The sequence below is a fragment of the Gimesia benthica genome (assembly GCF_009720525.1).
GTDB lineage: Bacteria > Planctomycetota > Planctomycetia > Planctomycetales > Planctomycetaceae > Gimesia > Gimesia benthica.
In genome coordinates, this window is the sequence record NZ_CP043930.1 from 1190675 (window position 1) to 1216787 (window position 26113).

3 protein-coding genes are annotated in these 26113 nt (G+C 50.4%); all 3 read right to left on the reverse strand.

The genetic code is table 11. The annotated features are described in order from the left end of the window. Positions 1-325 precede the first annotated feature (325 nt). Positions 326-859, reverse strand: a complete 534-nt coding sequence (locus tag F1728_RS04775; protein ID WP_155363133.1) for a sialidase family protein — start codon at positions 857-859, stop codon at positions 326-328. A gap of 237 nt (positions 860-1096) precedes the next feature. Then, entirely contained in the window at positions 1097-3706 is a 2610-nt protein-coding gene (locus tag F1728_RS04780) for a protein kinase domain-containing protein (RefSeq protein WP_155363134.1), read from the reverse strand. A 309-nt stretch (positions 3707-4015) separates the two neighbouring features. Next, complete coding sequence (locus tag F1728_RS04785; RefSeq protein WP_155363135.1) at positions 4016-25864, reverse strand: Ig-like domain-containing protein; 21849 nt, start codon at positions 25862-25864, stop codon at positions 4016-4018. Positions 25865-26113 lie beyond the last annotated feature (249 nt).

The following is a 26113-nucleotide window of genomic DNA, read 5'->3' on the forward strand; positions in this document are numbered from 1 at the left end:
CGGAATTTGATCAACTGTTCTGGCTTCTGGATAAATTGAGTAGGATGCAAACATGCCCACCAAACGTCTTTATCCGAACAGATCATTTCCAGACTACGTTATGCTGAAGTCCCTCTCGCCCTGGAGACGATGATTCCCCTGATGTATATAAATCTGAGAATTCACCTGCAGGCATACGACAATAGACTTCGGGACTACGGCGGTTTTCGGATGGATCAGGCGAAACTTCTCAACGAGTTGAAGAAAGATAATGCCGGCTCAACAAACTGCTGGCGGAATCGGAACAGCCATGAAATCAACAATACATGAAATAGCGTAAACGGTTTCATTCGTGTGGACGGCCCGCTTCAACACCAATCGTATAAATGACAGGAGTACGGCTTTTGTAACCCTTACTCGCCCGAGACGTGGTGATGATGATGTTAACAGTCTGGCGGTCTTCAAAAGAGTGCCAGTGTGAGAGGTTCACATCTTTTTCATTAGGTTGTTTAGTGTCAATCACAACTAAGTTATCTCGAATGATTCCATAAGTCTTTGGATCGACCTCTCCGATGACCAGAGGCCAGCGGGGATGATTGGCCTGAGGGTTTATTTTTTCATCGCGGTTTTCAAGCCACCAGGTATCACTGATGTTTCCAATCCAGTACGTACGGCCATTTGAGTGAGTGATTAGTTCAGACATCGAAGAGGGAGATAAGAAAAGTTCGCCATCAGAGTAGGCCCAGGGCTCTGGCTTACTCCACTTGTGTCCGCCATCTTTAGAGATGCTGATCCACTTCCTACTGGGTAGTTTGTTCGATGGATCTCTCTTACCTCCATTACTGCCTCGCATAATGCAGATGATGTTACCATCTGGCATTTGAGCCAGAGTCGGTTCATACAATCCGCGGACTGAGCGTTTACCATCATCTTCGATCGGTTCAGACGACTCCCATTCAATATCGTTGTCTTCAGTCCAGCGTCCGATTAGGATTCTGGTTTGCAGCCAGTGCCAGCCCTCGCCGGGGTTCTAAAGATTTTTACCAATAGTCCCAAGTACCACAGACTCGACTTTTAGTGCAAGTACAACGCTTTAGTGGCGTATCGTTGGGGCAGCTCATTCCGTTTTGAAATCGCTGGCAATTTTGCACTCCGGCAGGGCTTTCTGCAGAGCGGCGATGCCTTCTGGCGTGACTTGGGTCTGCTGTAGTTCGAGTTTCTCCAGTTGCTGCAGCCCGTAGAGATGTTTCAAGCCAGCATCGGTGACAGGTATGGCTATCAGACTTAGATCATTGAGTTTTTTTAAATTAGCGAGCTGCTCCAGGCCGGCATCAGTGATCCTGATATTGTAAACTAATAATTCAACTAGATTTTTATGTCTGGCGATCTGTTTCAGACCGGCATCGGTGATGCCAGTCCCTCCCACATTGAGTACTTCCAGATCCCGCATCCCCTGCAGGTACATTATCCCCTCGTCCGTTATCTGACCATTTGTCACAGTGAGTACTTGCAAATCCCGCATCCCTTTCAGGTGCTTCAAACCCTCATCTGTAATCTGATGATTTGCATGAATAAATAACTTCTCAAGTTTTGTCAGGCCTGTGAGATATCCCAGACCGGCATCATCAATTTGTGAACTGGATAGATCTAGGGAAATAAGCTGTTCCAGCTCTCCGATACTCTGCAGAGCCGCGTGGCTAATAGACGATTTGTAGACTGCAATACTTATTAGGTTTAATTTTGTGAAATATTTAAATCCGTCCCCAGTGATCGTCGAAAGATTCATCCGGAAATTTTGCATTTTCCCTAGATCACTGAAATGTTTTAGACCGTCTCCTTCGATCTTAAACTCATGCAGATTCAGTCCGTTTAAATTCTTAAGATATTTGAAATATTTAAGATCCTGTTCCTGTAATGAACTCCCATTGAGCCCTAAGTCGAAAAGGCAACTCAGGTTGGCCAGACGCTGCAGATCGTGGGCTGCGAAAGTGGCATCACCCAGGTCGATCAGTAAGAAGTCAACTGGTTGATCTGGAAAATCTTTGATACTGGTAACCAGAAGATTCTCTGCATTGATGGCGACAGCCCCTCCCACACTCAGTATCCACTCGACGATCTCCCGATCCGACATCGGAAATGGCATCACCGGGTCTGACTCTGCTGTGTCAGCAACAGCCAGCGGCACCAGGCGGACCTTGATGGTTTCTGTTTTACCCGACTTGACGGTGAACTGGCGGGTGAAGGTTTCGAAGCCCCCTTTGGTCACTTTGAGGGTGTGCGTTTTCGCATCGGCTGTGACCTGAATCGGTTCCTGGTTTTTCCCCGTGCTGATCGTGATTTTCTGTTCGTCATCCACAGAGACCATCGCACCGGCCGCTGCTGGCTGATCGACTTCCAGTATGACTGTCCCTGCGGGTGTCTCGAGTTTGAACACGATCCCTGCCATAAAGACGAATCCAGCCAGCGCCAGTCCTGCGATGACCCTGCCCCGTTTGCTCTTTGACTTCCGGGGGCGTTGTAGCGGCTGGAAGGCGGTTCCGTTCAGGGTGTTATTCAGAAAATCGGAAGTCGGGTTGGGGTCCTGTGTGCCTGCTTCGATTTCTCCGGCCGGCATGACAATTGTCGGGCTGGACTCCCCTTTTTGTGACTGCAGGAACTTTTGCAGTTCCGGATCTGAAGGCTTCGAATTCATGGTTGAAGCAGGATTCAGCAGATCGCATTTTTCGATCGCGTCGATCACGGCCTGCATCGACTGAAAACGGTCTTCCGGCAGCTTGGCGATCATCTTCTGATAGATGGCATCGACACTGGGGGGAACCTGCACATTTGCCGAAGTGAGAGAGGGAATGGGCTGATCGCGATGGGCGAGGATGCGGTTGACGACCGTCTGTCCGCCATAGACCGAGTTACCGGTCAGTAAATAATAGAGCGTACAGCCCAGGCTGTAGATATCGGAGCGGTTGTCGGCAGTATGCGTACTCTGGGCCTGTTCAGGCGACATGTAATCAACGGTACCCATAACACTGCCCGATTGAGTCAGCGCGGTGGCCGGGTTCTCTTCATCCACTTCATCGATGCGGGCCAGGCCCATATCCAGGATCTTAATCGTCCCGTTATTGTCGAGCAGCATGTTGGAGGGTTTGATATCGCGATGAATAATGCCTGCCTGGTGCGCGTACTCGAGACCTTTGGCCGCCTGCAGGATGTAGTCCAGTGCCTGCCCGACTGAAAGCACGCCCTGCTTTTTCACCAGCTCGGAGAGATCGGTGCCTGACACATATTCCATCACCAGATAGTGAGTATCGTCGACCTCGTCTGCATCGTATGCCGTGACGATATTAGGGTGAGACAGTTTCGCTGCCGCCTGGACCTCGCGCTGAAAGCGACGGATTACATGCTGATCCTCCGCCATTGCCGTCGGTAAAAGCTTGAGCGCGACCTCGCGTTGCATCCGACGATGCTTCGCCAGGTAGACGTCGCCCATGCCGCCTGAGCCGATCTTGTCCTGAATCACATAGTTCCCAAAGCGGAGCTTATCTCCCTGTCCCTGGTAGACCATCTGGGCCTGCAAGCGGGTGACTTTTTTGTGCTGGACCAGCAGCTTACCCAGGTCCTCGGCTAACTCTACAGGTGAGGACTGTGAATCCTGTAAAGCAGCAATTTCCTCCTCAGAAAGAACACCACTTTTCTCCAGCTGGGATATAAATTGTTCCAGAGTCATTGTCATGGCGGGCAAACTGGCTCAATTGAGAAAGAAATAAATGGAGCAAGAGGGGTTAAACTACTAAAAACATGATTTTGGGCAAAGACCATTGGTTGGAGTGAGGCGGGTCAGTGAATCCTGTATCCTCCAGCTGTGTTTATAAACTGAGCTTATTTTTCGTCTTACGAATGCTAAGTCTTATGGAAACAGCAGGCTTGTTGACGTTAATTCATGTTTCCCCATTTTAGTCAGCAACCACAGATGGCACAAATTAAATTCTCTCCAGTCTGGTAAACAGTAATTCTGGCCAGCATGGAGAATGGAAACAAAGGATTAAAATACCAGAAATCCGTTATCGTCTTTCAGGGATGCAAAAAAGTCATCGGACTCCTCTGACCAGTCTGCTAACTTTCGTTCGCCCGGATCCAGCACCGCTTCCATCAGTCCTTCTTCCTGATGTTCATAACCCAGCAGGTGCCCCAGTTCGTGACGAATTACTGTCCAGAGATCAATCAAACCAGCAGCCTCACTGTCAGGCAAGGCGATTAACGACAGCTGGCTGTCATATTGAAACTCACTGTGATCCCAGGGCGTCTGATCAACAAACCAGCCATAGCCGGCCGCACTGGCATCCAGATAGATCGTGTCCCCTTCTACCCTGCCCAGTGTGTTCCCCGACAGATCGACAACCTCGACCTGAACCTGTGCCAGCTTCTGCTGTCCTTCCTCGGACAGTTTTGGTCGCATATCATCCACAGCACTCTGCAGAGCGGTCTGTGCCTGGTCTTGAGTCAAGATTTTTGTCGATTGCGGGGCATCGAGGAGCGATGAAACCTGCAGCTGCTGATCCCAATCCTGGGGGTAATTATTGGGATAAATCACTTCCTGCTGCTGCACTTTTGATTTATTGTAATTCGTGGCCAGTAAGATCAGGTCTCGAAAAGCGACGCGACCACTCCGGTTAAAGTCGCTGAACCAGGCATACTGTGAACTCGACTCCGCAGTGAAACTGTTGTAAACACTCGCAAACAGCAGCAGATCGCGGAAGCCGATCTGGTCATCATCATTCAGGTCATAGGGATTGGCCCAGATCACAGCAGCGGAATGATCCACGTTCGCGTTCTGGCTCACCCGCTCACTTCCCAGTCCGATCTGCGAATTCTGAATTTGGAAACCGAGATCATGCGGACCAATGCGTTGCCCCTCCAGATCCAGCAGAACGTTATCCTCGGCCAGTGATTCAAATCGGATTCGTGCGAACAGCAGCAGCGTATTGATTCCCAGGTCCGTTAAATCGGTTGTCGCTGACAGACCTTCGACCAGACCGTCTTCGTCGTTGATCGTTCCGGACTGATTCTGGGAAAATGCTGCCCCGAATTCGATGCCGGTCGCTGAGGTCAGATCCGTCAGATACGCCAGGTCCAGCGAAACCGATGCGATCCCCTGGGAGTTCAGGTCTTCGGTACTCACCCAGAGTTCGAGCCAGTAACTGTCCCACTCACCCAGCCATTCCACCTCAGCGGACAAGGATTCCGTTTCTCCATTCGCGTCAGTTACAGTTGGATTGTTCATGACCCGCAAGGAGACGGTTTCCAGCTCTCGCACTGTAACAACAAACGTTCGAGTCAATGTGGCATTGTCAGCGGTTGTCTCCAGATCACCATCCAGGCCACCATCTTCTACGATGACCGTAATTGTAGCGGTCCCCGTCTGATCAGCGACAGGAGTGAAGCTTAGACTGCCGGTTGCATCCGCCGACGAATAGTTGACCACCGGATTTGCAATTAACCCCGGATTATTGCTTTCCGCCGTGACACGCAAGGGCTGCACTTCGCCACCACCGGCGGTAATTCCACTCAATACCACCGTCTGCTCATGTGCATTCGTCCATAGCAAGAGATCGTCGAGATGATCCAGTTCGGGGTCATCATTCTGCGGGCTGACGGTGATGTCGAATGTCAGCTCAATGGATCGGTTATCTCCCGTGGTCTCCAGCAGATGATCCGCACCTCCATCTGTTATCACGAGGGTAATCGTAGCGGTCCCGGTCTGCTCCGGCGCCGGTGTGAAAACCAGGCTGTCTGTGGTATCGCCGGCGAGATAGTTTATCTGGGGATTCGGAATCAGGGATGGCTGACTGCTCGTGGCCGTCACGCTTAACGGTTGGGATGTGCCTCCCGCAGTCGTAATCAGAGAGAGAGGAATCGTCTGTTCGCCAGCATCCTCATTGAGAATGAGATTGGGGAAATCTGAAAGCTGAATAAACAGGTCTCCGAAGTTGTCGATCATGATCGGCCCCTGGTATGAGTCGACCGTGATGTGATTGGCTTCGATATCGATGTCCGCATCACCTGCCCCACCGATTCCTGTTACCGTCTGCAAAAATAGACTGTCGCTCTGGATCAGGGTGTTTTCACTTGAAGAATTATCAAGAATCGCACCGCCTGTTGAAATCAGCCAGACATCCCCCGCTGTAATGATCTTTCCCAGTTGAATCGCGAGACCTGCAGTGAGCTGGACGGTATTTGCCGTAGCATCAATGACACCGGTTTCTGCAAAACGGATCAGAGAATCAGCCTGGATCGCAACCATGCCGCTGGTTGTCAGGGTGCCATCGATGTTAATCTCATTGGCATTCAGCTCCACATTTCCAGGTCCAGAATCAATCGTATTCAGTGTCACCGAATCGTCGTTACCGGCGTTGATTGTCAGATTAGCCGTGAAAGTCGAATCGACCGGGTTGACAATGATGGTATCCGATCCTGTACCGCCGAAGACTTCGGTATTGATTGTCAGCGTGCCAGTCGGATTTGTGAAGACAACCAATTCTCCGAGCGTGGAATCAATTTGAGTCTCACCATCCCCCGTATCGCCATCATCAGACAGCGTGATCGTCTCTGCATCGCCAGTGAAACTGAAGCTGCGATCGATCGCGGCAATCGTATCCAGCACCGGTTCCAACCCCGTGTAGGTAATCGCTGCTGTCGTCTGGCCGTTATAGAAAATGCTGCCATCATTTTCGTTGATAAAACGATGTTCAACTGAAGTCGCTGTTCCACCGTAAATCTCCAGCATATCTTCCGTCGACTGCCCCCCTCCTTCGAACAGGACTCCTCCCAGAGGCGCAAACAGTCCTTCCGACGGATGATTGATGACCAGCCGGTCATCTCCTTCCAGCCCCAGGAATGTCAGGTCTGACAGTTCCGTGAACACCACAACCGGCTCGTCATTGAATTGAAATGTTCCGGAGTTGGCACCAGTTGCATTGATCGTTAAGACATCGTCACCCGCTGTTCCTTTCAGTGTCAGGCTGCCGGCCAGAACGTGTGTATGCACTCCGATATATGTAATATCCTGATAGGAACCACTGAAAGAGATCTGCCCCTGATCCGTCCCACTTACAGTGTGCGTAGCAACTTCGCCTTGGGGAACATAATAAATCAACTCATCATCCAGCGTCTCCGTCTGAGACCAATGATAGCCCTGAACTGTGATCTGAGAACTCAGACTGGGAACAATCTTATATAAATCCGCCTGGGAGTTGCCATAAACAAAAGTACGATAAGAGGATCCCAGTGTGATCAATTCCCCAGCCAGATCCAGCACACCTCCGAGTCCATCGGCACTGTCATAATTAATTTGGAAATAGATGTTATGTGCTGTCGTTTGTAGCAGGGCCTGTTCCTGAATTGTCACATCATCGTCGGAATATAGGGCAACATAGCCTGTCTCCGATTGCAGCGTCACCCCTGAGTGAACCAGAATATCTTCATCCGGACTGGCTACTGACGAGTCAAACGACCAAAGCAAGAGACTTTTATGAGCAGATACATTCTCGAGCACCTCCAGGCTCCCGACAGATCGAACTGAAACCCGCTCATTTGTGGATTCAACTCCCTCCAGTCCACTAACGCCCCCAATGATCAGATCACCGGTATTGGTGATGTCAATGATCCCATAAGCAACTGCCTCCAGAGTTCCGACCTCAGTCCGCAGAAAATCACCAATGAGACCATTAACTGCAGACAAAATCGCTCGCGACGCTCTAATATTTACACTGTCAGTACCGTTAGCAATGTCACCAGTTTTAGAAGTGATCTCGACGGTCCCCGAACTGATCACTTCCATGAGCTCAATCGTATTCTCTGCCAGCAGCCTGAGATCTCCATCACCCGTATTGAGCGAACTGTTTGTATTCGGAAAATCAATTGTAATCGCGACAATATCCAGGTCGCCTGCCCCGCTTACAGCTCCTGCGATCTGGACCGTTTCTCCATAGATAGTGATCTCACCACTGCCCAGATTTAAACCGTCGCCCAGCATCACATTCAGATTCTGATTATCATTGAGGATCGTAACATCCGCATGGAACCCTTCCCCCATGGAATTCAGAGTCATGAGCGGGTCATAGTTAGGATGACTTTCTACGCTCACCGACAGAGCTTCGGAGGGAGAACTGAATGTCAGCAATGTTCCATAATTGGAATCGATGGACGTCAGCCCTGATCCGGCGTCATTGACTGTCAAAGTCTGTGAGTTAATTGAACGGTAATTTAATTTGAGATTTTCCACAGTCCCCTGGTTGCGAACTTCTTCCAGATCAAAGTAACGGATCGCAGGAGTCGTTATTCCCTCATAGTAGACAGTCCCCACACCTTCAAACAGAAACTCCATTTGAGCCTCTAAACTGTTACCACCCACAATTTCCAGAGTGTCGCCCAGTGTCTCTCCTTCACTGCCTCCCACAAAGTTAATGCCACTGCCCGGTTGGAAGACCCCATCAACGGGATGATTGATTACCAGCTGATCATCTCCACTCAGACCAAAGAAGGTGAGACTTTCAATATCAGCAAACGGGTTCACCTGACCGTCATTCAATTGCCAGGTACCGGAAGCAGCCCCTGTGGCATTGATGGTCAACACGTCATCACCGGTTGTGCCAGTCAACTGCAGGTGTGCATTATCCACTACGGGCGGCACTCCAGCATTGATTACGGTCTCAATCTCATAATATTCAATGTTCTGAAAACCATCCGAATAGCTGATGACACCACTACCTGTAGTACTGCCAGCCGTATCTGTGCCGGTCACACCTTCCGGGGTGTAATAGTAGATGGTGTCGCCCGGAGAGGTTTCCGTTCCCGGTGCTCCACCTGCAATCCAGATCTGATTTTCCAGACCGGGATAAATATAGAATGAATCGGAAAGCGTTCCTCCAAATATGTTAACAAGATCATTACGCTCGACCAGTTGCCCCCTTAAATCGAGCCGTCCTCCCTCGCCGTCCAGAGCACTTGTACCAACCCGGAGATGAATATCACCCCCACTCAACAGGCTGTTATGCTCCAGCGTCAGATCATCGCTTGAGTACAGCTGAATAGAAGCATAATCCGACGCCTGTAATACAACCCCCGACTCAATCACCAGGTTGTGATCCGCACTCGCATTATCGACGGCTTCCATAGTATAAAGCCGAATATCTGAAGACCTGATGTCTTCCTTGACCGTCAACCCTCCATAGGTTCTAACACTAACCGCACCCGCCAGAGAGTTGATTCCTACCAGTTCGCTAATCCCACCGACAGTCAAATCCGTCAAGTTGATTAGGTCAACACCATAATAAGCATAGGCTTCCAGGAACCCAATCTCTGTGCGCAGAGATCGAATCGCGGCCTTTTCCGAGATCAACACAGCTGAAGCGGCGGTAAAACTGTTACTCGCTCCCCCTCCCTGAATATCTCCATCATGCGTCGTCACCTTGACGTCACCGGTGGTTCGCAGCCCCCCAACAATGATACGACCATCGGATTGCAGTTCGATGGTTCCCGCGCCCGCATCAATCTCATAATCCCAGTCGGTAAACGAAATCGTACTTCCATGAATCGTAACATCACTCGTACTGCTGACATCACCAGCGACGGAGACTTCCCCCGCATCAACGATGAGCTTTGCCCCGCCCAGATCCAGGCCATTGTTCAAGATCACCGCTTCCTGTCTGTCCCGTCCCACCTGCAGGGTCCCGGTCATGCCTGAGCCCAGCGAATTCAGTTGAATGGTGGCGGCTTCAGTGTCTCCCACAACGGCCAGAGTCCCTGTAAAACTGCCAACCAGCACAGAGGCGTTACCGGTCACTCGGGTCTGAATACCATCATCGGAGGACACCGTCAGACTGTCCCCGGTCAGAGTCGTCTCAGCAGTACCCATCTCTGAGACGATGGTAGGCACTCCCAGGTAACGAATGGTCGCCTCCGAGGCACCGTTAAAGTAGACCGCATTCTGACCTGCCACCAGGCGATGTTCTTCTGAAGTGGCATATCCTCCCTGAAGTTCCAGCACGTCCCCGGCCTGACCACCGGCATCGTACAAGACTCCATTCGCGGGATTGAAAATCATGCCATCAGGATTGTTGATCAGCAATCGATCGTCGCCCATCAATCCATAAAAGACCAGTTCATCGATACTGGAGAACGCCACTTCCGGGCCGGAGTTCAATTGCCAGGTTCCGGAATTGGCATCGGTGGCATTTATCGTGAGCACATCATCACCGGCAGTTCCAACGATTTTTAACTGGCCGGAGAGTTGAGCAGGATCTCCCTGCTGCAGTGTTTCAACGTTGTTATAAATGATGTCTTTATAATCGCCCGTAAATGTAAGAGTACCATTTGCATCACTTGACGGAACCTGAGCTAATATGACTCCCTCGGGCAGCAGGTAATTCAGCGTATCACCGATCAGGTCTGGATTAGCAGGCGAATCAGCAAGTACACCAATATGGGAATTCAGGCTGGGGGTGATCCAGAAGGTATCAGCCTGCGTGCTTCCATAAAGGTAAGCACGATAAGAGGGGCTCTGAGTTACCAGATTTCCATCCAGATTGAGTACTCCTCCGACACCATCCGCACTTTGATAATTAACCCGTAAATAGATATTGGAAGAGAGAGTCTCAAGCGTCACCTGTTCCTCGATTATCAGGTCATCATCGGAATACAGGGCAACATAGTTTGTTTCGGAATGCAGCCTCACCCCTGAATGAACCAGGATATCTTCATCCAGGCTGGCTACTGACGAGTCCTGCGTCCAAAGCAACAGGTTCGTATAAGAGGATACGTTCTCCTTGACCTGCATACTCCCCAAAGACCGGACGATCACGCGACCATAAGTCGATTCGATCCCTTCCAGTTCACTGATACCTCCGATAATCAGGTCTCCAGTATTGGTGAGGTCGATATAAGAGTATGCAACCACTTCGAGATTTCCAAGCTCGGTCTCCAATCCGAGGACAGCATCATTTTCGGCAGACAGAATTGCTCGCGAAGCCGTTATATTATTCGCGCTACCATTGCCGTCATAGATCCCGCCAGTCAAAGAGGTGATCTCCACGTCCCCTTTGCTGATCACTTCCTTGAGTGTAATCGAACTCTCTGTCAGCAGTCGGAGATCGCCATCACCTGTATTCAGGGAACTGTTTGGATTGGGAAACTCGATCGTAGTCGCGACAACATCCAGGTCGCCCTCTCCGGTGACAGTTCCTGCGACCTGGACGGTTTCCGCATCGATGGAGACATCGCCACTGCCCAGGTTTAGCCCATCACCCAGAGTGATGCTGGTATTTTTATCCCGATCATTAATAATCAAGTCAGCTGCGAACCCCGCTCCCAGGGAATTCAGATTGATCTGGTAATCATTCAGTGGTTGATTACCAAACTGCAGCGTCAGAGTCTCGATGGGCGAGATCAGTTTTAACGGGGTGCCAAAAACGCAATCAAAGGCAGTCACACCTGCCCCGGCGTCACTGATTGTGAGTGGCTGTGTTCCCGGAAAGCTGTAATAGATCTGCTGATTTGTAACCGAAAGCTCAGAAGACAATTCTTCCAGATTGAAGTGATTGATCGCTGGTGCTGCCCCATTACCGTAAAAAATCCGGCCACGATTATCAGCAACGAACTCAAACTCGCTGTCTTCAATCACACCCCCGATGATTTCCAGGGTGTCTCCCAGCGTCTCGCCCCCTGTACCACCACCATAGTTGATACCTCCCGCAGGGTGAAATACGCCATCGACCGGATTATGAATCACCAGCCGGTCATCACCTTCCAGACCAAAGAATGTGAAGCTTTCGATGTCATCAAAACTGACTACTGGCCCAGCATTTAATTGCCAGGTTCCGGAATTCGAATCCGTCGCGTTGACCGTCAAGACGTCATTGCCGGAAGTACCAGCGACTGAGATCCAGGCTGGATCTGGTTCAGGAGGCGTGCCTGCATTTTCGATCGTTTCTACATCGACATGCAGTATCTCCTGATAGCCTCCTGAAAAAGTGACTGTTCCCACGGTGGTACTGGAACTGGACAACATGGCCGTGACACCTTCCGGGGTGTAATAATACAGCGTATCCGCCGGAGAAGTTGGATCGTTAGCATCAAGATAAATCCGGTTCCTCTGACTGGGGCTAATGTAAAAGGAATCCGCCTGAGCCCCACCATAAATCCCCGCATATGAGCCCCCAAAAACGGTCAGTTCTCCCAGTAAATCCAGCCTCCCTCCACTGGCATCATCACCTCCTCCAACATCAACGTTGAGATAGACACTGAACGAAGTCAGCAATGCATTCTGTTCGATCAGCAGGTCATCACATGATCTAAGAGAAATACTAGAGCCGCCCTGCAGGTACACTCCTGAATTTACAATCAGATTTCGATCAGCAGAGGGATTATCAAAATCCAGTGTTGAAAGAGTGATCCCGCCCAGTGAGATCAGATCTTCACTGACCTGCAGGTTGCCATAGTTATAGACACTGATCCCCCCCGCCAATGTTTCGATTCCCACCAGATCACTGATCCCACCAATGGTCAGGTCCCCGGTATTACTGATAGCGCCCCCATCATAGGCGATCACTTCCAGACGACTTAATTCTGTATACAGCTGATTGGAATAACCAACATTGCCTTGTTCTGCAGACATCACGGCAGAGTAAGCTTTGATCAGGGACGCCCCCGTGGTGACTCTACGAATATCTCCATTCAGCGAAGTCAGTACCACAGTTCCTGTCGTTGTCAGATTGCCAACGATCAGGTCTTCACTGGATATCAGTTCGATGTTTCCTGCACCGGCATCAATCCCACTGTTCGCATCTGCAAATGTAATCGTGTTTGCTTCGATCTGAAGATCACCAGAACGCGTGACTTCACCGGTCACCTGCGCGGAACCTGCGCGGATTGTGAGATCTGCGCTGCCCAGATTCAGGCCATCGTTCAAGATCACAGTTTCCTGTTGGTTTCCACCGATCAGCAGCGTCCCCAACATTCCCGATCCCAGTGAATTGAGCTGAATCGTCGCGGATGGTGAGGTTCCCTCTACCGCCAGGAGACCAGAATAACTTGTAAAGAGCACTCCCGTATTTCCGGTGACTCGTGTTTGCACACCATCATCCGAGGAAACAGTTAGACTCTCACCCACCACTGTGGTCGCCACGGCGTCGGTATCCGCGATGACAGTTCCGAGGCCCTGATAACGCACGGTGGGGTCCACAGAACCGTTGAAATAGATCGCATTCTGGCCCTCGTCCAGCCGATGTTGCACGGACTGGACTGTCCCCCCTGCGAGTTCCAGTTCGTCCCCTGCCTGACCGCCAGCATCATACAGAATTCCACCAGTCGGATTGAAAATCGCTCCATCGGGATGATTGATTACCAGCCGGTCATCGCCCGTCAGACCATAAAAGACCAGTTCATCGATATCGGAGAACGCCACCTCCGGACCAGCGTTGAGCTGCCAGGTTCCGGCATTTTCATTTGTGGCGTTGATCGTGAGCACATCATCGGCGGCTGTTCCTTCAAATCTTAGCTTACGCGCCAGTTGATCAGGATTACTCTGCTCGAGTATTTCGATATCTGAATATTGAATGTTGTCATATCCGCCAGTGTACGAGATAGAGCCCTGGGACTCACTCGTGGAATTCTGAGTAGCGGTCTCTCCCTCCGGAACCATGTAAAACAGTGTGTCACCAACCAAGCCTGGAGAAGCAGGTTCGTTACCTTCGATCTCGATCAGAGCCCCTTGGCTGGGTGTAACCCGGAATGAGTCCGCCTGTGAACTACCTGTAATGTTAGTAACATAATTCGATCCAGAGGTGTTTACCTGCCCTATTAAGTCCAGTATGCCTCCCACCCCATCTGTACTGTCGTAATTGACTCGTAGATTGATTTCAGTTTCAGACCAAAGCCGTGCCTGTTCTTCAATCTTCAGATCGTCAGCGGCATTTAAAGTGATAGAATTAAACTGCGTAGAAATAATTACATCTGACTTAACCTGAATATCTTCACTAAGACTGGCACTTGCAGAATCCTGTGTCCATAGCACGACAAAATCAAAAGCTCTGACATTTTCGCCTACTTGCATACCTCCCATAGTCTGTACCGAGACCCACTCATCAAATGATTGAATCCCCTGTAGATCACTGACTCCACCAATCACCAGATCACCGGTATTAATGATCTCAATGCTTCCTCGTGCAACCGCTTCCAGATATCCAATCTCCGTCTCCAGGGATAGAATCTCACCCTCATACTCAGCATCGAGAATTGCCTTAGAGGCTGAGATATTCGTAGCGCTGCCATTATTATCAATAATATCACCCTCAATGGTGGTAATATCGACGGTCCCCGTCGTCAATACATGTCCCAGGTAGATGCTTCTCTCTGCCTGCAGGCTAAGGTCGCCAGCACCGGTATCAAGCGAACTGTTGAGGTCAGTAAAATCAATTGTTGACGCCGAAATATCCAGATCGCCTTCGCGAGTCACGGCCCCAGCAATTTGAACGATTCCAGCCTGGATACTGACTTCCCCGCTCCCCAGGTCCAGTCCGTCATTGAGTATGACGGTTTCCTGTTTTTCACTACCTGCCTGAAAAGTCCCCGTCAATCCGGATCCCAAGGAATTCAGTTGTATGGACGCAGCTCCGGTATCCCCCGCGACTGATAACGTCCCCGTGAAACTCTCAAATACGACGGATGTGTTAGCCCCGGTCACATGAGTCTGAATGCCATCATCAGAAGAGACTGTCAAATTGTCCCCGGTCAAAATCGTCTCAGCCGTATCCAGTTTAGAGAGAACCCTGGAGACTCCCAGATGGCGAATCGTAGCCTCAATACTTTCGTTAAAGTAGACCGCGTGCTGGCCTGCTACCAGACGATGCTCTTCTGAAGTTGCGAATCCCCCTGTGAGTTCCAGTTCGTCGTCCGCCTGACCGCCGGCATCGTACAGAATTCCGCCCACCGGATTAAAAATCATCCCCTCAGGATGATTGATCACCAGCCGGTCATCACCAGTCAGACCATAAAAGGCGAGTTCGTCGATCGCAGAAAAAGCCACCGCTGGTCCGTCATTGAGCTGCCAGGTTCCGGAATTCACATCAGTCGCATTGATCGTGAGCACATCATCGCCGGCAGTTCCATCAATTCTCAACTGGCCAGCCAGTTGAGCAAGATCTCCTTCCTGCACAGTTTCAATACTCGTAAAATCGATGTATTGATAACTGCCTGAAAATAAAATGATTCCATTGGAGACATTCGAAGGGGTTAAGGTGGCCGTCTCCCGGTCTGGAGTAAGGTAAATCAGTGTGTCTGCAATGAGATCAGGGGCTGCCGGATTATCTCCGTATACTACAATAACGGAATTTTGACTCGGTGCTATCAGGAAGGCATCGGCCTGAGGACTGCCAACAATCACTGCGCGATATATGGGATCCAGGATCTTCAAATTCCCGACCAGATTCAAAACGCCTCCGACACCATCAGTACTTTGATAATTCACATGTAAATAGATGTGAGTACCAAGCGCCTCCAACGTGGCCTGTTCCTCGACCGTGAGATCATCAGCAGAAAAGAGGGCAACATAATCGGTTTCCGATTGCAGCGTCACCCCTGAGTGAACCAGGATATCTTCATCCAGGCTGGCTACTGACGAGTCCTGGGTCAAAAGCGTCAGACGTTCATAAGCAGATACATTCTCCTCTACCTTCATGCTTCCCACAGACTGGACGATGACCCGCCCATAAGTCGATTCAACCCCTTTCAGTTCACTAACGCCCCCGATGATCAGGTCGCCGGTATTGGTGATGTCGATATTCCCATATGCCACCGCTTCCAGATTTCCGACCTCGGTCTCCAAAGAACTGATAGCACCGTTTTCGGCAGACAGAATTGCTCGCGAAGCCGTTATATTATTCGCGCTACCATTGCCGTCATAGATGCCGCCAGTCAAAGAAGTGATCTCGACGTCCCCTGTGCTGATCACCTCCTGGAGCGTAATCGAATTCTCTGCCAAGAGGTTGAGATTACCATCACCCGTGTTGAGGGAACTGTTTGGATTGGGAAACTCGATCGTGGTCGCCACAACATCCAGGTCTCCTTCCCCGCTGACGCTTCCTGCGATTTGGACAGTCTCTGCACTAATGGACACATTGCCACTGCCCATGTTTAGTCCATCTCCCAGAGTGATGCTGGTATTGTCATCCCGATCATCAATAATCAAGTCGGCACTGAACCCCGCTCCCAGGGAATTCAGATTGATCTGGTAATCATTCAACGGTTGATTGCCATACTGCAGAGACAGTGTCTCGATCGGTGAAATTAATTTCAAAGGTGTGGCATAATCGGGATCAAAGGCGGTCATGCCTGCCCCGGCATCACTAATCGATAGAGGCCGTGGCCCTGGAAAGCTGTAATAGATCCGCTGATTTGTAACCGAAAGTTCAGAAGACAGTTCTTCCAGATTTACATGATTGATTGCTGACGCAGCCATGCCTCCATAAAAAACCCGGCCTCGGTTATAATCAATGAACTGAAATTCGCTGTCTTCGATCGTCCCACCAATGATTTGCAGGCTATCGCCCAGTGTCTCGCCGCCTGTGCCTCCACCATAGTTGATGCCTCCTGCCGGATGAAACACTCCATCGACCGGATTATTAATCACCAGCCTGTCATCACCTTCCAGACCAAAGAATGTGAAGCTTTCGATGTCATCAAAACTGACTACAGGCCCAGCATTCAATTGCCAGGTTCCGGAATTCGAATCCGTCGCGTTGACCGTCAAGACGTCATTGCCGGAAGTACCAGCGACTGAGATCCAGGTGGGATCTGGTGCGGGGGGAGTGCCTGCATTTTCAATGTTTTCTACATCGACATGCAGTATCTCCTGATAGCCTCCTGAAAAAGTGACTGTTCCCACGTTGGTGCTGGAACTGGACAATGTGGCTGTGACGCCTTCCGGGGTATAATAATACAGTGTATCCGCCGGAGAAGTTGGATCGTTAGCATCAAGATAAATCCGGTTCCTCTGACTGGGATTGATATAAAAGGAATCCGCCTGAGCTCCACCATAAATTCGCGCTTGTTCGCCCCAAAAAACGGCCAGTTCACCCAGTAAATCCAACCTCCCGCCACTGGTATCATCACCTCCCCCTACATCAACGTTGAGATAGACCCTGTACGAAGTCAGCAATGCATTCTGTTCGATCAGCAGGTCATCACATGATACCAGCGACATTCCAGAGCCGCTCTGCAGGAACACTCCCGAATCTACAATCAGATTTCGATCAGCAGAAGGATTATCAATATCCAGTGTGTACAGAGCCACCCCGCCCAGAGATATCAGATCTTCACTGACCTGCAGTTTGCCATAGTTATAGACACTGATCCCCCCCGCCAATGTTTCGATCCCCACCAGATCACTGATCCCACCAATGGTCAGGTCCCCGGTATTTCTGATAGCGACCCCATCAAAGGCTATAACTTCCAGGCGACTTAATTCTGTATACAGCTGATTGGAATAACCAACATTGCCTTGTTCCGCAGACATCACGGCAGAGAAAGCTTTGATCAGGGACGCCCCCGTGGTGACTCTACGAATATCACCAGTTAATGAAGTCAGTACCACAGTTCCCGTCGTTGTCAGGTTGCCAACAATCAGATCTTCACTGGAAATCAGCTCAATCCCTCCGGCACCGGCATCAATCCCACTATTCTCATCGGCAAACGTAATCATGGTCGCCTCGATCTGCAGATCACCGGAGCCTGTGACTTTACCGGTCACCTGCGCGGAACCGGCGTGGATCGTGAGATCCGCACTGCCCAGATTCAGGCCATCGTTCAAGATCACAGTTTCCTGTTGGTTGCCACCGATCAGCAGCGTCCCCGACACTCCCGATCCCAGTGAATTGAGCTGTAGCGTCGCTGATGCCGAGGTCCCCTCTACCGCCAGGAGACCAGAATAACTCGTAAAGAGCACTCCCGTATTACCGGTGACTCGCGTTTGCACGCCATCATCTGATGAAACAGTTAGACTATCCCCCACCACTGTGGTCGCCACAGCATCGGTGTCCACGATGACAGTTCCCACACCCAGATAACGCACGGTGGGGCCCACAGAACCGTTGAAATAGATCGCATTCTGTCCCTCGTTCAGCTGATGTTGTACGGACTGGACTGTCCCTCCTGTGAGTTCCAGTTCGTCGCCGGCCTGACCACCGGCATCGTACACGATTCCATTCGCAGGATTGAAAATCATCCCCGCAGGATTATTGATCAGTAGTCGATCGTCGCCCGTCAATCCATAAAAAGCGAGCTCGTCAATCCCAGAAAATGCCACCGCTGGTCCGTCATTCAACTGCCAGGTTCCAGAATTCGCATCAATCGCATTGATCGTGAGCACATCATCGCCGGCAGTTCCTTCAACTCTCAGCTGATTGGCCAGCAACTGCAAATCAGCCTGCTGCAGAGTTTCGACTCCTGAATACTGAATGTCATCATAATCGCCTGTAAATGAAATCTTGCCAAACGTATCGCCCGACGGAATCACGGTCACAGTCTCTCCCTCCGGAGTGATGTAACTCAAGCTGTCTGTTATCAAATCAGGTGATGCAGGACTGTCTGCCAATACGCTGATGTGCGAATTCAGACTGGGGGCGATCCTAAATGAATCTGCCTGGGAACTGCCATAGACCGACGTGCGATAAAAGGGTCCCCAAGTGGTCGTCTGACCAGACAGATCCAGAACACCGCCAACTCCATCGGCACTGTCATAATTGACATTTAAACTGATGTAATAAGCAGGCGCCAGTATTTCAGCCAGTTCTTCGACAGTTAAGTCGTCGTCCGCATACAGAGCGACTTCGTCATTTGCGGCATGGATCGCTACACCTGACTTCACAACAATATCTTCATTCAGACTCGCCACCGCCGAATCCAGTGTGGTGAGCGAAACGCCATTATGGGCTGTTACATTTTCGTGGACTTCCAGTCGTCCCTGTGTCTCGACGATGACATCCCCGCCCGTCGATTCCACACCATCCAGTACACCGATGCCACCAAGGATTAGATCTCCGGTGTTGCTGATTTCGATGCTCCCATCAGCCACGGCTTCGAGACGTCCCATCTCCGTCTCCAGGGTATTCCCAATGCTGCCGTTAACCGCAGACAGAATTGCCTGAGATGCCTTGATATTGTTCAGACTGTCGTTGCCGTCAGTGATGTCACCATTCAAGGACGTGATCTCGACAGTCCCCGTGCTGATGACTTCCGTGAGATTGATTGTAGTCTCAGCTTGCAGCCTGAAATCACCGGCACCGGTATTGAGCATGCTGTTGGCGTAGGGAAAGTCAATCGTAGCTGTCACGATTTCCAGATCACCTGTCCCGGTGACAGATCCGAAAACCCGCACTCTTCCCGTATTGATCGTGACATCAGCACTGTCCAGATACAGGCCATCTGTCAGGATCACGGTGTTGTTATTGTGTCGATCATTGATGACAAAGTTGGCATCGAACCCTGCACCCAGTGAATTCAGATGAATATAATACTGGTCACCTTGCAGTGGTCTGTTTCCGTACTGTAAAGACAGTGTTTCGATGGGTGTCTCCAGCTTCAGTGGTGTGCCATAAGCAGTATCAAAGGCAGTCTTACCTGCCCCGGCATCACTGATCGACAGAAGTGTGGCTGGAATATTGTAATAAAGCTGCTGCTCCGTGACAGACAACTCAGAGACCAGTTCTTCCAGATCGAAGTAATTAATGGCGGGAACAGCCAGTCCGCCATAAAAAACCCGGCCCCGATCCTCGGTCAGGAACTCAAATTCGCTGTCAGCAACAAATCCACCAATAATTTCCAGGGAATCGCCCAGCGTCTCCCCCCCCGTGCCTCCGATGTAATCAACACCTGCTGGCGGTTGAAATACTCCATCCACAGGATTATTGATCACCAGACGGTCGTCACCTTCCAGCCCAAGAAAGGTAAAATTCTCAATGTCCGAGAAACTGTTTATCGGCCCATCATTCAGTTGCCAGGTACCTGAGTTTGCACTGATGGCGTTAATCGTGAGCACATCATCACCGGCTGTTCCAGTAACTCTTATATGGCCAGCCTGTTGCTGCAGATCATCCTGCTGCAGGGTTTCAACAAAATTATAAATGATGTCTTTGAAGCCCCCTGTGAATAAAACGCGACCATTCACATCATCTGACGGAACTAAAGTCGCACTCTCCCCCTCGGGAACAGAGTAAATCAGCTCATCTTCCAGCGTCTCAGTCTGTGACCAGGGAATGTAGCCTCGAACGATGACCCTGGAATTCAGGCTGGGGGCAATCTGATATAAATCCGCCTGGGGGCTACCGTAAACCTGAGTGCTATAAGAGGGATTTTGAGTGATCAATTCCCCAGCCAGATCCAGCACACCTCCGAGTCCATCGGCACTGTCATAATTAACATAAAAATAGATATTATGCGCGGTGGTTTGAAGCAGGGCCTGTTCCTGGACTGTCACATCATCGTCGGAATAGAGGCCAACATAGCCTGTCTCCGATTGCAGCGTCACCCCTGAGTGAACCAGAATATCTTCATCGAGACTGGCAATTTCCGAGTCCAGCGTCCGTAGCCCCAAATTTGCATAAGAGGACACATCCTCCTGTACCTCGATGCTTCCTAAAGACAGGACGATGACCCGGCCAGAAGTCGATTCAATCCCCTCCAGTTCACTGACTCCACCGATGATCAGGTCGCCGGTATTGGTGATGTCGATATCTCCAACTGCCACCGCTTCCAGATTTCCAACAGCCGTTTCCAGGGTATAACCGATGCGACCATTGACTGCAGACAGAATTGCCCGCGAAGCCGCAATGTTGTTCGCGCTGTCATTGTTGTCAGTGATGTCACCTGTTAACGAAGTAATCTCGACGGTCCCCGTAGTGCTCACTTCCCTGAGCTCAATCGTATTCTCTGCCAGCAGTCTGAGATCGCCATCACCGGTATTGAGGGAGCTGTTCGTATTAGCAAATTCAATGGTAGTCGCAACGATCTCCAGATCACCGGCACCCGTTACAGCGCCTGCAATCTGGACCGTTTCCCCATAAATGGTAAAAGCACCACTGCCCAGATTCAGGGTATCCCCCAGAACCACGGTCTCAGTCCCCGCGCTGTCGAGGATCTCAAAATCTGCAGTGAGACTGGCTCCCAGATCATTCAGGTTCAGCGTATTGATTCCGGCCCCTGCATCCAGCGTCAGTTTGCCGGTGAAGTCCTGGAAGGTAATGATTTCACCAGCCGTCGAATCTACACTGAGCTGGCCACTCGCGGGACTACTGACAGTGATCGTTTCGTCCGCATCACTGTAAACCAGCGTAACCTGCGGCGCATCGATGGAGGAAGTGATTGTTTCCAGCCCGGTATAGCTGATCAAATCGAGTCCGGAATCATTTATTTGGACTTTGCCATCGTGTTCATTTTCAAAAAGATATTCAGCAGAACCCGCTATCCCGGTCACATCCAGACTGTCAAAACCGCCCCCCTCTCCGCCGTTGAAAATCACCTTCAATCCCACAGCCGCCAGGGAAGCATCCACACTCACTCGATCATCACCAGTACCGCCATTGATATAGATCTCCCGGGTGATCAGTGCGGACAGCGGAATTGTGAATTGATTCAGATTGACCTGATTTCCCTCGACAGGCGGAACCAGGCGATTGTTCGGATGAGTTACGACCAGCGCACCATCACTCACGGAGAGACTGACCGCTGCATTTTGATTAGTCAGGCTATTGAAGACCAGACTACCGTCTATGAGATCCGCCTTGAGATCGATGATCGGCTGATATTCATAGGCGTAGGCAACCCCTGTCTGAACTCCGTCGTGAGCATGATTTCGCCAGCCAGCGATAATTGTTCTGCCACTGATGGCAATGCTTTCGGTGAAAGAGGTTTCATTCAGATTCGGATCCAAGGCATAGAGTTGCGCAACATCAGGAGATTCCCAACCATTCCAGCCATCGTATAGATAGACAGATCCCGGATCAGCAGGATCACCAGAGTCTGGTCCACCGACGAGAATCACATCCCCACTGATCGCAACTCCCAGACCAAATCGATCCGGCTTTGTCTCACCAATGACTGCCAGGGATTTAAGTACATCCCAGTTATCTGATTCCTGAATCAGATAAGCATCACCGATAGCGCCAATCACAGCGATCCCGTTCTCGATGCCCACAGAAGTACCAAAATGGGAGCCTGTTTCGAAAGCGGTCAACATTTTGATCTCAGACCAGCTGTCATCTCCCGGACTCGCTGTTCCGCTGGTATCTCTGCTGAACAGGTAAACGGCACCATCCGAGTTATGATAGGGATCCCCCGCGATGATTGTGTTTTCATCTTCACTGATCGCAACGGATTCTCCAAGGAATGCAAAGTCGGTTGCATCAGAAGCCGTAAGTTTTCTGGTAGAGTAAGTGTTCCAGCCATCATCCGACATAAAGACATAAACGGCCCCTGCTCTTTTCGTTGTTTCATCCACATCGGCATTCGGGGCCCCCACCACAATTGTCTGTCCTTGCATCGCCAGACTGTGACCAAAGTTTGAAACAGACGGGCCGAAGCCCCTGGGAAAGGGATCCCCGAAGAGCCCGTCGGCAGGTTGCGTGAATGTCTGCTGATGCACCCAGGCATCATCCTCATGCCCTGGGTTGGCCCCCTCATTCAGCTGGTACAGATAAACAGAGCCGGCAAGGTCTCCATCGTCTGCATAAGGAGCAGCAATAATCAGCGTATCTCCGTCAATGGCAACAGATCTGCCAAAATCATAATAACCTAGTTCAACTCCATCTGTCGGGGCATAGATTGTCGAATGAAAATCCCAGGTGTCATCCGTCAGATTATCGGGGGTTTGATTTACATCATTCCGAACATACAGATAAACAACACCGTCGCGATTGTTATAAGACGCAGCTGCCACGACCATCCAGTCACCATCAACGGCAACCGCACTCCCCGTTTCATCACCTTCTGCCGGATTCGCTGCCGGATCAGGCAGGAGTTCTCCCTGGCTGATGATGGACGGAATGTCCACCTCAAATGTGGCCAGACTTGAATTCTCTGCGACAAATAGTTGAATGCTGCCATCATCGCCCACTTCGGAACCATTTAATTGAATCGAGTAGGTTCCGTTATCGGTAAGATCCCAGAAACCGCCGGGAGGCGTGACGGTATAGGTTACTGAAACCGGACTCCCATCCACTCCCGAGTGTACGACGGCACTGGTCACTACCAGTGTGTCGTGGGGGCCGGTGACTGTGACATCATTAACGTCGATCGTGGAGATATCAATGGCAGAGTCATCGCTAAATTCCACTGTAAAGGAGTATGAATCCAAACCATTTTCTGCCGTCTCGACCTGGGAAACGGAAGCACTGACAAACGGAGGTTGATCGAACTGAAAATTTTGCAGCGAAGCGAGTTCTGCTTCCGTCAGGAACATAGCAGCCTCACCAGAGAATCCGGCACTGGTGACCAGCGCATTGGCAGCGGCCTCTGCATCAGCACGGTTCTCATCCAGAATGGTAAAATGGGCCAGCCTGACAGTCTCACCCGCGTTAACGGTCAGGTTGTAAGCCCAGACGATATTGTCCCCCACGACTTCGACTGTAGCAGGCACCAGCCCCCGCACGCTGTGAATGTAATGAATCAGAGCCGGAGTTCCGCTTCCGTCAGCATCATCGGTCCCGATCCATAAATCAGTCGGTTCGACAATCGTGTCGCCGTCAGAAGTATTGAAGACGATGGTCTCACGGTCACTGCCTAAATTACCGACGATTCGCACGGTTTCCGTGATTGCTGAAGCTGTGGGATTGTGGAACACATCAATGGTACGCGCGAAATCCTGATAACCGGTGTTGGGAACAGTTATTTCCCGATGGACGTCGAGACCGGAAAGTGATTGCACATTGGACACCACCGTGCGTCCCTCGCCCTCCCAATGCATCGCCATGGGAACATCACCCAGGCGGGTGAGACTGAGCTTATGCTGAGGAGTATAGTCGGAGGTACTCAACGTGGCAGATCCAGAAATTTTCCGTACCTGTAACTGCACCGTATCCCCGGCACTCAACTCTATAGCCTGTTCTAAATTTAATTCGAAGGCTTGACTTCCGAAAACTTGCGGAATTGTAGTAATACGATTTTCACTGACTGCCCCATTGATGAGAAACCGATATTCGACCTGAGAATCATAGTAGCTAAAAGAATAATAATACTGACCAGTTCTAGGATTGTAGCCAGTCACTTCCCACACCAATAAATTTTCAACACCAATTTCTCCGGTCAATCGATACGCTCCTGACTGAGCGGCCGAAAGCGTGCCCACAGTTTGAAAACTTGTAGTCAATATACTGGAGTCTGATGATCCGCTCTCCTGCGTGGTGATCCCCGATACACCTTCATACCGGATCAAACGGAGACGATGCCGAGGGATGAAGGACGAATTAGATAAGTAAACATTCCCGGAGATTTCCCTCACCTCTAAGTGCACTCTATCCCCTGCACTCAATTCCACGGTATCAGCCAGATTCAACTCGAAATATTTGGATGATAGATTATCTGAAATATTGAAAATGCGAGATTCTCTCTGACTCCCGTTAACCAGGATACGATATTCCAGTTGGGAAGTAGAAGTTGTATAATTTCGAACTCCTATTTCACCGGTCACACGGTACACACCCGATTCTGCAGCTGTCAGTGTCTCCACGGTGACAAAACTGGAACTCAGACTTTGAAAAGAGGTTGTTGTCGACTCAGCCACAGAGATTCCCGAAATCCCTTCCAGCCGGGTCAAACCGAGACGATGTAGGGGAGTAGAAGCAGACGTACTTAACCTGACAGATCCCGCATTTTCACGAACCCATAACTGCACAGAATCCCCGGCACTCAGTTCCAAGGTCTCTTCCAGGTTCAATTCGAAAGATTTGTCGTAAAGGCCATTCGGTATCGTCGAAACCCGGGATTCACCAAATTCATCATTGATCACCAGGCCATATTGAACCTGCGAAGCTGACGATGATAGACTACGAATTCCGATTTCGCCGGATATCTCATAAACCCCTGATTCATCGACTGTCAGAGTTCCTATAACCAGATAACGGTAATCCAGACTCTGGCTGGCCGTTGATGTTGACTCCTGGAGAGTCGCACTCACTTGATAGTCTGCCATCGAAGGAGCATAATCGATCCCCCCCACCTGCAAACGGTTCAGACCATCAAACGCTCCATTCGATCCCTGGACCAGCTGCCCGGCACCAAATCCCAAAGACTCAGGATCAAGAGTGTACCCTTCCGGAGAATTCAGTCCCGTTGATGTCGCCCCCACCACAAAATCAGTCAGATATTCACCACCAAAAGAACCATCGCCGTCTCCATCCAGGGCATTACCGGCAACGTCGGTAATCGTATCCAGAACCGTCAAACGGTATATATCTTCAGACAAGGCAGCAAAATATAGCTTGGCTGTGTTGGTGTCGTTATTGTAGCTGGTAGAATCAACCGTAATGACAACATCATCTGCTGATCCCAGTAGACCGTCTACTCCTGCACGGACTAGAACGTAGTTGGCAGCGACGTCGGCCCCTTCGACTGTTTCACTGAAAGTCACTTTCAGTGAAGTCGCATCGAGATTTAAGGTCCCCGTATTGTCTGGTGATGCTCCTGTGATCGTCGTCAGCATGGTCCGATCTTCCAGAACTTCGACCGTGGAGATCTGATTGCTTAAGACCGTCTGCCAGTAACGCCGCAGAGCTCTGCGATCACGGGATCGAAAAACGGGGCGCTTACGCAGACGGGAGGTGAGTGTTTTGAGCCAGTTAGTAAGCAGCATCCTGCTAACTCCTCAGAGATAAATTGATTCAGCTTATTGTGTTGCAGAGGGAAAACATCCCGCTAGCGTGAGCCGCAATACGGGATACAGGGACTCAGAGAGGACTAAGTTTTCCGGTAATAAGGAGTGAGCGAGCGTGTTAGAAAACGTTGAGTCAAAAACGAAGAGCGGTTGTGCAGCAAAGTAGGCAACGGCATTCAAATTTATCCTCTTATAATTCACAACTTCATTCTGATTTTGAAACTGTGG

Excerpts from the sequence above, each read along its gene's own strand:
- F1728_RS04775 (WP_155363133.1), bottom strand. The coding sequence starts at position 859 with ATGCCAGATGGTAACATCATCTGCATTATGCGAGGCAGTAATGGAGGT.
- F1728_RS04780 (WP_155363134.1), bottom strand. The coding sequence starts at position 3,706 with ATGACAATGACTCTGGAACAATTTATATCCCAGCTGGAGAAAAGTGGT.
- F1728_RS04785 (WP_155363135.1), bottom strand. The coding sequence starts at position 25,864 with ATGCTGCTTACTAACTGGCTCAAAACACTCACCTCCCGTCTGCGTAAG.